Source organism: Vibrio orientalis CIP 102891 = ATCC 33934, from assembly GCF_000176235.1.
Lineage (GTDB): Bacteria > Pseudomonadota > Gammaproteobacteria > Enterobacterales > Vibrionaceae > Vibrio > Vibrio orientalis.
Map to the genome: position 1 here is coordinate 655738 of NZ_ACZV01000004.1, position 14125 is coordinate 669862.

Consider the following 14125-nt stretch of genomic DNA (forward strand, 5'->3'; position numbering starts at 1 on the left):
CTCTAATCTAATAGTTCGTTTAAGGCTTGTTTTGAGTGCTGGACCAATTGAATTAGTGCCTGCTTGTTGTCGATATAACAAGTTAGTGGCTCACTATCTTTTTCAATCAATAGGCAAATATCAAACAGAGCGTTGAGTCCCATACTTCCAGCTGAACCTTTGAGTTTGTGAGCAAGTTGCTTCACACCGTTATTATCATGGGTGCTTTCCAGCAGTTTAAGAATCTCATCCGCACCTTGATTAAACAAGTGGCCAATGTCTCGCATTTTTGCTTTGCCTAGCACTTCCATATCGGCATTAATAATTTTGCTGTCGATGATTGCTCTCTGTTCCATGTTACTGTCATCCTCATAACATTCAGTTTGCTCAAGAATAAGCTTTTGCCCATCTAAGCTGTTTTGCACAATGACACACAGTGCATCTTTATCGAGTGGTTTAGGTAAATACCCATCAAAACCAGCAGCAAGATAACTTTGTACTTCTTCATCGTATACGTGAGCGGAGACCGCAATCATAGGCGTTGCTGCGATACCGAGTTGAGTCTCTGCTTGCTTGAGTTCAGCGAGTAACTCAATACCATCACAATCTGGCAGGTTTATATCCATCAAAACAATGTCGAATCGTTGCTCATTAAACAAGCCCTTCGCTTGTTTGCCATCTATCGCCGTCTGGACGGTATGCCCCATACTTTCTAAGAAGCCTTCTGCAACCATGCAGTTCACCGGATTATCTTCAATCAATAACACCTTGGCTTTAAGCTTACATTCCGAGACGATTTCAGACTCTTCTACTGCTTGTCCTACGGTTAAAGGAATTGAGAACCAAAAGCGACTTCCTTCGCCAACATGAGATTCAACTAACAGCTTGCCATTCATCGCTTCAACAATACGTTTGCTGATGGCTAAGCCTAACCCAGTGCCCCCCTTGGAGCTTAATCCCCCGGTAGCCTGGGTAAACGCATCAAACAGGGTAACCTGCTCTTGCTCGCTAATACCCACACCGCTGTCAGAGACCTCAAACAAAACGTTTCCATCAAGGTCGGGATCGAGGGACACATAGATATCGACGTAGCCACGATCGGTAAACTTGATCGCATTACCTACCAAGTTATTAAGAACTTGGCTTATGCGAGTGACGTCGCCACGCCAAAACTTATCAACATCGCTTTCAATCGTGCATGCTAGTTCGAGAGACTTCTCTTTCGCTCGCCCATCCAGAAGGTGTTTAGTATCATCAACCATAGAGTAAAGGTTAAAGTCGATAGGTCGAATTTCTAGGTGACCCGCTTCTATTTTCGAGTAATCAAGTACGTCATTGAGAATAGCCAGAAGTGTTGTACCACTGCGGTTTATCACATCTACGTAATATCCCTGTTTGCTATCTAAACCGGCATCTTTTAACAGCCTTGCCGTCCCAAGCACTCCATTCATCGGCGTACGAATTTCATGGCTCATCGTTGCTAAAAATGCCGATTTTGCTCGGCTCGCTTGTTCGGCGAGTGAGCGAGCTCGTGCGTGATTTTCAACTTCTTCATTGAGACGCACGTTGGCATTTTGAAGTTGATGCGTTCTTTCAGTAACCAACTCTTCTAGATGCTCTTTATGTTCTTGCAACTCTCTTTTAGCCTTCGCTTCACTTTCCGCGACCACTTTCAACGCATGCGCAGTGTTGCGAGCAGTAATGATAGCTTGCCCCATATGAGCTAACTCATCGTTGCCTTTAACGGTAACATCGACTTGAAGCTGACCTTTTGCAATCGACAAAAGCGCCGAAGAATACTCAGCAAGACGCTTTAATACCGAGACATAAACGACTTTCCAAACGATCAACACGACGATCACCATACCAAGGACGGTGATAATCGTTAAGGTAAGCTGCGCATAATCTAATGTAGTTTTTAACTCTGACACGGCCACGGTGGTTGCGGCGTTTGATTCATCAACCAGTTTGTTTACTGTCGTATTCAGGGTAGAAAACTGATCTAAGGTGTTTTGCATCAATTGTTGAGCAAGCGCTTCATTCTCGTAACGTTTGAGCAAGACATCAAACACCACTTCTCGCTCTTCCAGTTGTTTTAACAGGTCAACCATTTGAATCGAGCGCGTAGGATCCTCAACCGCTTGTACGCGACGTTTCATTATCGACAAATTGCTCACAAACTCCTGCCGAATCGTTTTGATTCGGTCGATGTCTGAAATCGTACGAGTCTCTTCAATGTGATTAAGAAGCTTAAAAGCGAGTAGATGCAGTTCATGAAGACGTTCGGAGAGATCCAAATCGACTTCAACTAAGGTATCAAGCGCTTTGTAAGCTTGTTGAGTCTTTTGTTTGGACAGCAAATCGTAAATGTGAGTAACGTTAGCGACAGCAATGGTTGACGTATTAGAGACCTGTGTGCGTGTCAGTTGTTCGAGTTCCTGAGCAAGCTTTCGGAGTTCTTCTGTACGCACAACCAAGTCTTGGTCTAGAAACAGGCGTTTTTCTACGGTAATACCCAGTTTGGCAAGCGTATCGATGACAACCTGCAAATCCGTCTCGAGTTTGGTTAACAGTTCGGAGTCAAACGAGTCTGAGCCTAACTGCTTGATGTGCGTCAGTAAGGCTTCTAGCTGTGAGAACAACTCCTGACCAGCTTGCTGGCGCTGTTTTTCGCTCTTCGCATTAGATAAAACCTGCACCGATGAGATGATCCTAGAACTAAGCGCAGAGACCTGACGCGCTTCTATCATGGAAGGAATCGCTGAATTAACTACATTACGCTCAGTTTTAGCCACAAAGCTAAAACCAAACACACCTATCAGAGCAGAGATCAAAACCAGCAAGGCCATCGCCAAGAATGCGAACAATAACTTACGACCAATACTGGCTTTAGCGAGTAACACGATGAATCTTCACTTCTTTAGTCATCTATAATGCGGTATATTTTGCAGTGTTTATAGGGCCTTTACCAACGAAATACTGCATGTCTTTGATCTCCGCTATTAAAAAGCGCGCTACAACCTTCAGTGCTCTGCTACTGATTGCTTTTGCCAATCAGGCATACGCGCAAGAACCGCTTAGAATTTGTGGGATCTACCCTCATTTAAAAGACTCATACTGGTTATCTGTCAACTACGGAATGGTTGACGAAGCAAAGAAACAGAACGTTGACTTAAGAGTTCTAGAGGCAGGTGGCTACCTAAATTTGGAAAAGCAGCGCCAACATTTATCCTTATGTGTTCGTTGGAACGCTGACGCTATCATTTTGGGCACTGTCGCTCCTGACCTGTTTTATGACTCACTCCGCCAATATGTCGGTAGTACTCCAGTGTTTGCGACCGTCAATAAATTCCTAGTTGATGACACAAATAAAACCAATCTTAAAGGCGAAGTTGGCGTCGATTGGTATTGGATGGGCTATTACACCGGCGAGTATTTGAGATCTAAACACCCTAAAGGTTCTGGCATCGCTAACGTATCGCTTTTACCTGGCCCGAAATCGAGTGGTGGTACTAAGCCTGTCATCAAAGGTTTCTATGCTGCGATTAAAGACAGTGACATCAACATTACAGAAACCTTATGGGCAGACAATGACAAAGAGTTACAGCGTAACCTAGTTCAATCTGCTATCGATAACCCAGACATCGATTATATCGTTGGTAGCGCTGTCGCCATTGAAGCTGCAATCAGTGAGCTTCGCAGTGCCGGAAAAACTGACGATATTGGCCTAGTCTCTACCTATTTAAGTCATGGTGTCTATCGCGGCTTACTAAGAGATCGCGTTGAATTTGCTCCTACTGATAAAATGGTTTTACAGGGACGCCTGTCGATTCAGCAAGCAGTGAGCTATCTGCGCGGTGAGCAGTATGAACCAGTGATGGCACCTATCATCGAACCACTGACACCACATAAATTGAACCCAAAGGTGATTGAACAATCGTTGTCACCTTCGGAATATCGACCAACTTTTTACGTCTATAACGAAAACAAATAATTAGGAAGTCTAAATGGAAAAAACGACTCGTACTCTCCCGGAAAATAAACATATCGCTTTGGTTGCACACGACAACTGCAAGCCAGAGTTACTTCGCTGGGTAAAAGAGAACAAAGAAAAACTACAGGGGCACTTCCTTTACGCAACAGGCACCACTGGCTCTATGCTGAGTAAAGAAACCGGATTAGCGATTAAAAGTATGATCAGCGGCCCGATGGGGGGCGACCAACAGCTTGGTGCCTTGATCTCTGAAGGTAAAATCGATGTATTGATTTTCTTCTGGGATCCATTAAATGCTGTACCACATGACCCTGACGTAAAAGCATTATTACGTATCGCGAGTGTTTGGAACATCCCTGTCGCGACCAACCGTGCGACGGCGAAATTCATTATCGAATCAGAGTTAATTGAGAAAAAAGTGGATATTGAAATTCCAGACTACGAAGCTTACTTGGCCAATCGTACTTAGAGCGTTGAATGACTAAAAAAGCCTGCGGATATGCAGGCTTTTTTATTAGTTGATGCTTATGGACACTCTTACTACCACCGCATATAGCAATATCTTACTCGATATACTGATTCTAGGTGACGTTGTTCACATGAGTTTTTGAGAATCACTTCCATCAATATATGAATTGCTTCTCAAATTTCTGCAATTCATCTCGCCGATGGGCTTCCAAATAGCGAATTAGACTAAAATAGAATTGTAACGATTCAGGTATATAGTTAACCTGTCAACATAATAAAAAAACAACATTAAAGTCACTTTCGCTGCTAGGAGAATATTTATGAAATCAGACCATGCAAAGCATGATGTGCTTTGTTGTCCACTTTGTGGCAGCGAAGAATATTTGTTATCTAGCAACGATAAAATGTTATGTGCAGAATGCGGCTCATTCTTTGAAGACATTAAGTCAATTGTTATCACCCAACCCGCTATACCACATATTTCAGCATGTAGGTCCATCAGCCCACTGCTGTCATTGCCAATGCATTAACTGACTAAGACTGTCTTCAATTCTCTGAGGTTTTTGATTTTAAGTAAGTCGAGTTTGTGGCTCTTACTATTCAAACCAACTAAGTGGACAGTTTTCACTCCTGCCCTCACGCCAGCTTCAAGACCTTTTGGCGTGTCATCAATATAAACACACTCTTGCAGTTTGAATCCCATGTTCATGGCACTATAAAGAATTAAGTCGGGTTCAGGCTTCCAGCTATTGGTATCAAAAGCTGAGAAAATCTTGCCTTTGAAGAAAGGTAATAGTCCGGTTAGCTCTAGGCATCGTTCAATTTTAAAGCTAGGACCATTCGACGCTACGCAATATTCGACACCTGCACCTTTGAGAAATTCGAGCGTTTCGAATACTCCATCCATGGGTTCAAGTTGTTGTTCAAAAAGAGCGTCGAGGATGTCTCGATAAACGGGTTCAAGTTTATCTATAGAAACATTGATGCCTAAGCGGTGTTTTGTACTGGCTAAGATATCGGCAAGCTTGCCACCTTCAAAGTGGCTAACCGCCTCTTCCATTGAAAGTGTACCTCCAAAACGACGGAAGGTCTCACACAAGGCTTGGCAGCAAAGCTTTTCACTATCGACAAGCGTACCGTCACAATCAAAGATTACACATTGAGCATTAGTCTTGGTCTTAGTCATTCAAACTACCTTCTTAATTCGCATTAAGAAATAATAAAAAAAATCACAGTAATTAAAATGACGAAGTTAACAGTTTACCCCTTAGTAATTCGCTTATAGTCAGAACTTTAGAGCGCATCACCCTTTTACAAAGGAATTACTTTTCGATAAGAATCTCGATATTAGCAGGAAATTCGTTGCTTAACTTGGAGAGCAAAGCAGCGATAAAATCAGTGGATGATGGCTCTCTCCCCTTGATCACAACGTCAGAAATCAACACGTTCTGTTCAGATTTCGTGATAATTGCAGCAGCAACCGGTTCGCCCGACTGAAACCCTAGATACAATGAGCAAGGCTCTGAATAAATTATTTGGGTTAGGAATTCAACGATCATCTCTTGCTCAAAATCGCTTTGCCATTGGCTAGCTTGAATAAGGGCAAACATCACCGTGAGTCGGTGGAAATCGACAAGAAAAATATCGTCAGGACTAAATGGGGTTTCTATGGTTGGTAGTTCAGTGACTACTTGATATTCACGCGTCGCAACTGCTTGTTTATAGAGCTCTAAACCTTTTAGGCTTTCTTTGGTAGGAAATTGCACATCGATTTGCTGATACAGCCATGAATTCTTAATTTGAGCAATTTGGGGAATCAACGTCGTCATGACTAAACCTGTCTTTGTACTATAACTAGCTGAAGCTTACTCGATAACACATTGAGCTCACAAGTCTTTTACATACATATTGCCCATCTAAACAGAAAAGCTGATATGCTACTTGTGTTTCACCTAAATATACTTGGCAAAGGACTCGTTAAAATGTTCAAAAAAACTGCAGTAGTCGGATTACTCGCGCTAGGACTAACCGCTTGTGACAGCAGCGATGAGGTGGGTGATGTAAGCCTAGGTTTGTTTACGATGAAAGATATCAAACTAAACCATATGCAAGATCCTGTTGTAACAGGCGTTACCTGTCATGTTGCTTCAATCGAAGCGGACTTTAGTCTAGCTGACCCAAGTGATAGCTCAATCTCTTGTCGCCAAACTGGTGAGATCACCCCAGAGATGATTGCGAATATTGATAAGTCTAAAAATGGTGAAGTGGTATTTAAGAAATCTAAAAGTATCTTTTTCAAGAGTATGAAGATTCGTCGTATTATCGACGTTGAAAACCAGACTTTGATGTACTTGTCATATTCTACCAAAGAGACATCCGGCAGCTTCAAACATAGCCTTTCAACGGTCCCACTTTGGGGCACAAAAGCTTATGGCGCTTATCAAGGCGAGAAATAGGTTATTAAAGGGTCAAACAGTTAAGTTTGGCCCCTTTTTATGTAATAAATATGAAAGCAATCTTTCACACATGTGATATTATGCGGGAAAATTTCCAACTCCACTTTTAACATGAAGTTTCCCGGACAGCGCAAATCTAAGCACTACTTTCCAACTCACGCTCGTGATCCACTCATCAATCAGATGAAGCAAACGCCAAAGCTATTTCGCCCAATCGTGGTCGGTGTTGGTCAGACTATCGTTGATATCGAAGCGCGAGTAGACGACGAATTTCTCGCCAAATACGAACTGAGTAAGGGACACTCACTAGTTTTAGAAGAGTGCCAAGCTGACGCTCTTTATAAAGAGTTGGTAGAACGTGAGTTAATCACGCACCAATACCCTGGTGACACCATCGGTAACACGCTTCATAACTACTCTGTTCTTGCTGATAGCAAGTCCGTCTTGCTTGGTGTTATGTCACGCAATATTGAAGTAGGCTCTTTCGCTTACCGTTACCTATGCCGCACTTCTTCACGCATGAACCTTAACCATTTACAAATGGTCGAAGGTTCAATTGGTCGCTGCTACACATTGATTTCCGAAAATGGTGAACGTACGTTTGCGATTAACGAAGGTCATATGAACAAACTTCGTCCTGATAGCATTCCTGAAGAGGTATTCGATAAAGCATCAGCTTTAGTCGTTTCTTCATACCTAATGCGTGGTAAACCAGAAGATCCAATGCCGCAAGCTGTCGCACGTGCTATTGAAATTGCCAAGGCGAAGAATGTTCCTGTTGTACTTACCTTGGGTACGAAATGGGTCATCGAAGGCAATGCGAAATGGTGGCAAGACTACATCAAAGAAAACATCTCAATTGTTGCGATGAACGAAGAAGAAGGTGAAGCCTTAACAGGTGAGAAAGATCCACTTCTTGCAGCAGATAAAGCCTTAGAGTGGGTAGATGTTGTCCTTTGCACTGCAGGCCCTGTAGGACTGTATATGGCGGGTTATACTGACGAATCAGCCAAGCGTGAAACAGAACTGCCTTTGTTACCGGGTAACATCCCTGAATTCAATAAATATGAGTTCAGCCGAGCGATGCGCCGTTCTGACTGTGTGAATCCAGTTAAAGCATACTCTCATATCGGCCCATACCTTGGCGGTCCGCTTGAGATCAAGAATACCAATGGTGCAGGCGATGCCGCTTTGTCAGCATTGCTTCATGATATGGCCGCAAACAGCCATCACCACATGAACGTTCCAAACTCATCTAAGCACGATCAGCCATATTTGACCTATTCATCGTTGTCTCAAATTTGTAAGTATGCAAACCGTGTAAGTTACGAAGTACTGACTCAGCACTCTCCTCGCCTAGCTCGCGCACTACCAGAGCGCGAAGATAGCCTAGAAGAAGCGTACTGGGATCGTTAATAAAAAAGCCGCTAGTCATAGCGGCTTTTTTATATCACATTGTTTCTGTTTTACAGGGGTAATGTTTTAACTTACCTGACTCTACTAACACGCAATCCATACCTGCCGCGTGAGCCGCTTTCAGCCCTAACTGGGTATCCTCAAATACGACGCACTCCTTAGCTGCCAACCCGATCAATTGCGCTGCTTTAAGAAAAGTATCTGGGTTAGGTTTATGATTTTCTACATCCGTCGCCGTAACAACCGCATCAAATCGCTCAATAAGTTTTGCTTTAGTGAGTAGTCGAATTGCACTTTCACGCTGGCTCCCCGTTCCAACTGCAAGTTTCTTATGACCATAGAAATGGTTAAGGACATTGACTGTACAATCGATATTTTCTCCGTGCTCATCCAGGTCAGCAAAAGCCGCCATTTTGTAGCGTGATACGGCCTGAGGGTCAAGAACCATACCATGCTTTGCATTGACTTCTGCGGCTATTTTATAACTTGGCATTCCACCTAAGCTATGTAGCCACTCCTTGGTAAAAGGAAAACCAAAGTGCTGCGCAGTTTTTGCCCACGCAGTCAGGTGTGCAGGCATCGTATCAATCAAGGTCCCATCCATATCAAAGATAATTCCTTGATACATTTCTAATGTTTTATACATCTGACACTCACTTTTTTACATACAAGCATTGATTGCCGTTATACTTCATCCATAGTGATTGAATTGATATATTTATTATTAACAGCTAACATCACTATAAATACTTATAAATCGCTTACTTAACGGACTAAGGTAATCTCATGAATATCAAGAATAAACTGTATTCATTAGGTGTTGTAGCCATTTTTGGGGTTGTAACGGTACTTTTTGCAACAACCCACTTTACCCAAACTACTTCTCAATTGAACCATGCGAGCTTGTTGGTCGCTAAACTTGAAATACGCCTGTTGAATTTACGTAGAAACGAAAAAGACTTCTTACTGCGTAAAGATATGAAGTATTTAGACAAGTTCAACAGCAATATGGATATTTTCCTCGGGTTAGAAAACGAACTATCTTCGGTTTTATCCGAGAACTCACTTCCTTCTAGTTCTCAACTAAAGGTCGATATTCTCAATTACCAACAAGGCTTTAATAAGTTAGTGCGAGCCTATGAACAACTAGGCCTTAAGCCAGAAGACAAGTTGGTAGGCCAATATCTATCTGATTTAACGAGTATTAAGTCATCTCTTTCAAGCGATCAGCTAGTTAAGCTTTTTGAATTCAATACTCAGGTCCTCGCCGGTAATTTCGTTCCAGAGCACTTACCGCCAAACGCTGAACGCCTAACTTCATCAGCAAAAGCGTACATTCAGCAAAATACACTGATTGGACTTAAATACAACCAAGGGTTATTGGGTGAGACTCGTAACTTATCTCACACAGTTGAAAAACAATTCAAATCATTTGTTCAAGCACTCGATGAGCAAACCCAAGCGACTAAAGAGCAACTTGCTTCTCTAAAAATGATAATGACCGCAATTGTCGTCTTGATTATCTTCGGTTTTATTTTTCAGATATCAAGAACGATCAATCAACAAGTCGCGTCATTACTTTCTGCGATCCAAGAAATTGCCAAAACCAACAACGTGTCATTGCGTGCGAACTTAACGCGTAACGACGAACTGAGCCAGATTGGTAACTACTTTAATATGCTGTTGGATAAATTCGAGCACCTCATCTCAGGCACTCAATCCAAGTCTTCAGCGCTATCTGGTAGTACATCAAATATGCATGGTGAGTTGCAAAACGTAATGGAGCAATTTCACGTCCAAGCAAACCATACCAGTATGATGGCGACATCCGTGCAAGAAATGGTTTCTACCATCAATGAGATCTCGGAAAGCACAGCTGTGGCAGTAGAAGGTGTTCAACAAGCCTCCGTCAACGCGCAAAGTGGCCGAAAAGTCGTAGAAACAACCGTTAGCAACATCGATCAGCTATCAAGCATTCTAGGTAACAGCCAAGAGTCTATTAACTCTCTAAATAATCACGTCGATAAAATTGGCGACGCCGTTAATATTATTCAAGAAATCGCGGAGCAAACTAACTTACTAGCGCTTAATGCTGCGATTGAAGCAGCTCGGGCTGGCGAACAAGGCCGTGGTTTTGCCGTGGTAGCCGATGAAGTTCGCGCACTGGCAAGCAGAACCCATCAATCGACGGAAGAAATTACCAAAGTTGTTACCGCGATTCAGAGCCAAATGTCTGAGGTGGTAACCAATATTGACCAATGTAACGATCAAGGTGCACAGACTTTAGAAGCTTCACAAACACTGGATAGTAGCTTATCGCAGATTATTGATGATATGACCAACATTCAGGCTAATTCCGAGCGTATTGCCTCTGCAATTGAAGAACAAGGTATTGTGATGAATCAAGTCAGTGACTCAATCACAGAGCTAAATACCATTTCTGAAGGTAACATGGGATCTGCGCAGCAATGTCTCACCGAGGTTGATGGTATTTCAGCTCAAGCGGCGGATATGGATAATGCCGTTGCCGAGTTCAAAACGTCGTAATGCTATTGGTATGATTAGACTGGCAATGAAATACTGATTTACTGTCGCCCTGATACGAAAAACCCTAGCAGATTTGCTAGGGTTTTGTTTATTGGGTGTTTAATTTAGTTCTATTCGTCATCTAATGGAATCAGCTTGGTATTGCCACCATGTGCTTTTTCGCGTTTACGCTGAACCATGGCGTAGAAGCCCGGAATTAAGAATGTCCCCGCTAAGAGTACACACAAAAGTCCACCGATTAGGGAAATACCTAAAGAGTTCTGGCTCACGTGTCCTGCACCGGATGCAAAGATCAACGGGAAGATACCCAAGATAAATGACCAAGACGTCATATTCACCGCTCTAAAGCGCAGCTTACCCCCTTCTACCGCTGCCTTATCAATCGGCACGTCTTTCTCTTCACGCTCTACTTTGGCGAACTCTACAATCAAAATTGCGTTCTTCGCCGCGAGCGCTATGAGTAGTACTAAGCCTATCTGTGCATACAGGTTCAGCGGTGTCCCTGTTAAGTTCAGAGCCAAGAAAGAACCTAAGGTCGCGATTGGCACCACCAATATGATCGCGAGCGGAATCGTCCAACTCTCATACTGCGCAACCATAAACAAGTAGATAAAGATCAACGCGAGGGCAAACGCGAAGATAGCTTGGTTACCCGCAAGAACTTCTTGGTAGGCCATACCAGTCCACTCATATTGATAACCTTGCGGTAGTATCTCTGCTGCGACGCGCTCCATGGCAGCAATCGCATCACCACTTGAGTATCCCGGTGCAGGTTGACCTTGAATAATCGCACTGCGGTACATGTTGTAACGCCATGCAACATCTGGCTCAAAGATTTGCTCATAGCTCACTAAGGTGCTTAAAGGAATCATCTCGCCGCTTGATGAACGCACATGGAAACGCTCTAGGTCTTCCATTCCTTTACGGTGTTCCCCATCCGCTTGCATGGTCACTCGGAAGTTCTTACCAAACATGGTGAAGTCGTTGACGTAAAGCGAGCCTAAGTTACCCTGTAGCGTTTGAAAGACACTTGATAGTGGAATTCCAAGTTGCTGCGCTTTCTCACGATCGATATCAACATAGTAGTGAGGCACGTTGGCGCGGAATGTACTGAAGGTGAAGCCAATTTCAGGTTGCTTGTTCGCTTCCTCAATCATCTGGCCCATCACCATCGCAAGATCGGTTCTGCTTCGACCTAGCGTATCTTCTAGTACAAACTCAAAGCCTGACGCAGCACCCATTCCTGGAACGGCCGGTGGCCCCATGGCAAAGACAATGGCTTGTGGTAACTGCATCGCCGCACGTCCGTTAATACGCTGCGCAATTGCGTTGGCTGAATGGTCGCCATCAAAGCTATTTCTTGTATCCCAGTCATGTAGCTTGATGAATAATGACGCGCCATTAGATGCCGCTGCACCGGTCATAAATGCGTAACCGTTAGCAACGGTAATACCATCAACACCCGGCTCTTGCTCAACCATATCGATAAGCTGCTTGGTCACTTCCTCAGTACGAGATAGCGACGCTGCATCTGGCAACTGTACATTAACCAGCAAGATGCCTTTATCTTCTTGTGGGACAAACGCCGTTGAAGTGGTTTTAGCGAAGAATGTCACCGCGCCAACTGCAACAACAAAGAACGCCACCAGAAGCAATGCTTTCTTAACCAAGAAGCCCGCAATTTGACCGTAACGCACCGTAATGCGCTCTAAACCTGAATTGAATGCCGTAAACCAGCGTGATGTATTGCCACCACCCTGCTTCAACACCAATGAACACAAGGCTGGTGACAGCGTCAGTGCATTGATAGAAGAGATAACAACCGAAATACAGATCGTCAGCGCGAACTGGCGGTACATGATCCCTGTTATGCCCGGAAGCATCGCTACTGGCAAGAATACCGCCAATAACACCAAGGTAGAGGTGATAATTGGCCCAGTCACCTCTTTCATCGCGATTAAGGTCGCTTTACGCGGTGATAAAGATGGATCTTTTGCCATTGTCGTATCGACGTTTTCGATTACCAAAATCGCGTCATCAACTACGATACCAATCGCAAGAATCAAACCAAACAAGGTAACCGTATTGATGGTGAAACCTGTGGTCTGCATGATCGCAAACGTACCAATCAGAGATACAGGAATCGCAACAACAGGAATTAGTGTTGCGCGAGCACTACCTAGGAACAGGTAGGTCACGGCAATCACCAACAAAATTGCTTCAATTAGAGTTTTAACTACGCCCTTAATTGACTCGGCGACAAACACTGTGGTGTCGTAACTGGTCTCGTACGCCATCCCTTCAGGGAAGTTGACACTTAAGTTATCAAGCAGCTCCATGACCGCTTTACCACTTTCCAATGCGTTAGCATCTGATTGTAGAGACAGAGCAACAATGGACGCGTCTTGGCCACGGAACTTACCGCTACCATCGTAGAACTTCTTACCTAGCTCAACGCGTGCAACATCTTTTAGGTAAACTGAAGAGCCATCAGGATTCGCGCGTAGAACCACATTCTCGAACTCATCAACGCTTTCCAATCGACCTTTAGTTACAAGGTTGAACTGCACTTCTTGCGCTTCACTGTACGGCGCTGCGCCAACACGGCCAGCTGCGACCTGTACGTTTTGCTCTGCTAATGCGCCGTATACATCACTTGTGGTTAGCTTCAAGTTAGCCATTTTTTCTGGATCAAGCCAAACACGCATTGCGTATTCACCGCCACCAATTACGCTAACCTCACTAATGCCCTTAACGCGCGCCAATTGGTCTTTCACATTAAGGTTAATGTAGTTGATCAAGAATTGATCGTCATACTTACCATCTGGTGAGTAAAAGTTAAGTACCATTAGCAGGTCAGGCGAACGCTTTTTAACGGTCACACCAACCATACGCACTTCTTGAGGCAGTTTAGACTCAATTTGAGACACACGGTTTTGTACGTTAACCTGCGCCATGTCAGGGTCAGTGCCAACGTCAAACGTTACGTTCAGATTATACGAGCCGTCGTTAGCACTTTTCGAAGACATGTAGATCATGTTTTCGACGCCATTGACCGAGGTTTCTATCGGGTCCGCTATTGCCTGCTCAACAACTTCAGCACTTGCGCCTGTGTAGTACGCTGTCACACTCACCGATGGCGGACTGATTTTCGGATATTCAGCTACAGGCAAGATCGCTAACGAGATCGCCCCTGCCAAAGTCAATATGATAGAGATGACCAGCGCAAACTTAGGGCGCTGGATAAAGAAACGACTTAACATTT

Annotated in this window: 10 protein-coding genes; 5 read left to right on the top strand and 5 right to left on the bottom strand. The window is 43.8% G+C overall.

Features of this window, described 5'->3' with window-relative positions:
• Positions 1 to 2: 2 nt before the first annotated feature.
• A complete protein-coding gene (torS, locus tag VIA_RS06435) occupies positions 3 to 2882 on the bottom strand; it encodes a TMAO reductase system sensor histidine kinase/response regulator TorS (protein ID WP_004411836.1) in 2880 nt (959 codons plus the stop codon).
• A gap of 80 nt (positions 2883 to 2962) precedes the next feature.
• Between torS and torT the strand changes: the two genes are divergently transcribed.
• Together torT and VIA_RS06445 are read left to right on the top strand one after the other, a co-directional pair.
• Complete coding sequence (gene torT, locus VIA_RS06440; RefSeq protein ID WP_004411838.1) at positions 2963 to 3973, top strand: TMAO reductase system periplasmic protein TorT; 1011 nt, start codon at positions 2963 to 2965, stop codon at positions 3971 to 3973.
• Between the two features lie 13 nt (positions 3974 to 3986).
• Positions 3987 to 4442, top strand: a complete 456-nt coding sequence (locus VIA_RS06445; RefSeq protein ID WP_004411840.1) for a methylglyoxal synthase — start codon at positions 3987 to 3989, stop codon at positions 4440 to 4442.
• A gap of 525 nt (positions 4443 to 4967) precedes the next feature.
• Here VIA_RS06445 and VIA_RS06455 read toward each other — a convergent pair.
• A complete protein-coding gene (locus VIA_RS06455) occupies positions 4968 to 5627 on the bottom strand; it encodes an HAD-IA family hydrolase (RefSeq protein WP_004411842.1) in 660 nt (219 codons plus the stop codon).
• Positions 5628 to 5763: 136 nt separating this feature from the next.
• Positions 5764 to 6270, bottom strand: a complete 507-nt coding sequence (locus VIA_RS06460; RefSeq protein WP_004411843.1) for a hypothetical protein — start codon at positions 6268 to 6270, stop codon at positions 5764 to 5766.
• Between the two features lie 153 nt (positions 6271 to 6423).
• Between VIA_RS06460 and VIA_RS06465 the strand changes: the two genes are divergently transcribed.
• Positions 6424 to 6897: a CreA family protein gene (locus tag VIA_RS06465; protein WP_004411845.1), complete on the top strand. Its 474-nt coding sequence runs from the start codon at positions 6424 to 6426 to the stop codon at positions 6895 to 6897.
• A 111-nt stretch (positions 6898 to 7008) separates the two neighbouring features.
• A complete protein-coding gene (locus VIA_RS06470; RefSeq protein WP_004416542.1) occupies positions 7009 to 8313 on the top strand; it encodes an inosine/guanosine kinase in 1305 nt (434 codons plus the stop codon).
• A gap of 34 nt (positions 8314 to 8347) precedes the next feature.
• Here VIA_RS06470 and VIA_RS06475 read toward each other — a convergent pair whose 3' ends face one another.
• Positions 8348 to 8959, bottom strand: a complete 612-nt coding sequence (locus VIA_RS06475) for a beta-phosphoglucomutase family hydrolase (protein WP_004411849.1) — start codon at positions 8957 to 8959, stop codon at positions 8348 to 8350.
• A gap of 140 nt (positions 8960 to 9099) precedes the next feature.
• Between VIA_RS06475 and VIA_RS06480 the strand changes: the two genes are divergently transcribed.
• Positions 9100 to 10860 carry a methyl-accepting chemotaxis protein gene (locus VIA_RS06480; RefSeq protein ID WP_004411851.1) on the top strand — a complete coding sequence of 587 codons (1761 nt, stop codon included), beginning with the start codon at positions 9100 to 9102 and terminating at the stop codon, positions 10858 to 10860.
• 110 nt (positions 10861 to 10970) lie between these two features.
• On the opposite strand, the gene VIA_RS06485 is transcribed toward VIA_RS06480, so the two are convergent.
• The gene (locus VIA_RS06485; protein WP_004411853.1) at positions 10971 to 14123 is read right to left on the bottom strand and encodes an efflux RND transporter permease subunit; all 3153 of its coding nucleotides are present in this window, start codon (positions 14121 to 14123) and stop codon (positions 10971 to 10973) included.
• Between the last annotated feature and the right edge of the window lie 2 nt (positions 14124 to 14125).

Bases quoted from the DNA above. Each gene is read 5' to 3' on its own strand.
- torT (WP_004411838.1), top strand. From the start codon at position 2,963: ATGTCTTTGATCTCCGCTATTAAAAAGCGCGCTACAACCTTCAGTGCT.
- VIA_RS06445 (WP_004411840.1), top strand. From the start codon at position 3,987: ATGGAAAAAACGACTCGTACTCTCCCGGAAAATAAACATATCGCTTTG.
- VIA_RS06455 (WP_004411842.1), bottom strand. From the start codon at position 5,627: ATGACTAAGACCAAGACTAATGCTCAATGTGTAATCTTTGATTGTGAC.
- VIA_RS06460 (WP_004411843.1), bottom strand. From the start codon at position 6,270: ATGACGACGTTGATTCCCCAAATTGCTCAAATTAAGAATTCATGGCTG.
- VIA_RS06465 (WP_004411845.1), top strand. From the start codon at position 6,424: ATGTTCAAAAAAACTGCAGTAGTCGGATTACTCGCGCTAGGACTAACC.
- VIA_RS06470 (WP_004416542.1), top strand. From the start codon at position 7,009: ATGAAGTTTCCCGGACAGCGCAAATCTAAGCACTACTTTCCAACTCAC.
- VIA_RS06475 (WP_004411849.1), bottom strand. From the start codon at position 8,959: ATGTATAAAACATTAGAAATGTATCAAGGAATTATCTTTGATATGGAT.
- VIA_RS06480 (WP_004411851.1), top strand. From the start codon at position 9,100: ATGAATATCAAGAATAAACTGTATTCATTAGGTGTTGTAGCCATTTTT.
- VIA_RS06485 (WP_004411853.1), bottom strand. From the start codon at position 14,123: ATGTTAAGTCGTTTCTTTATCCAGCGCCCTAAGTTTGCGCTGGTCATC.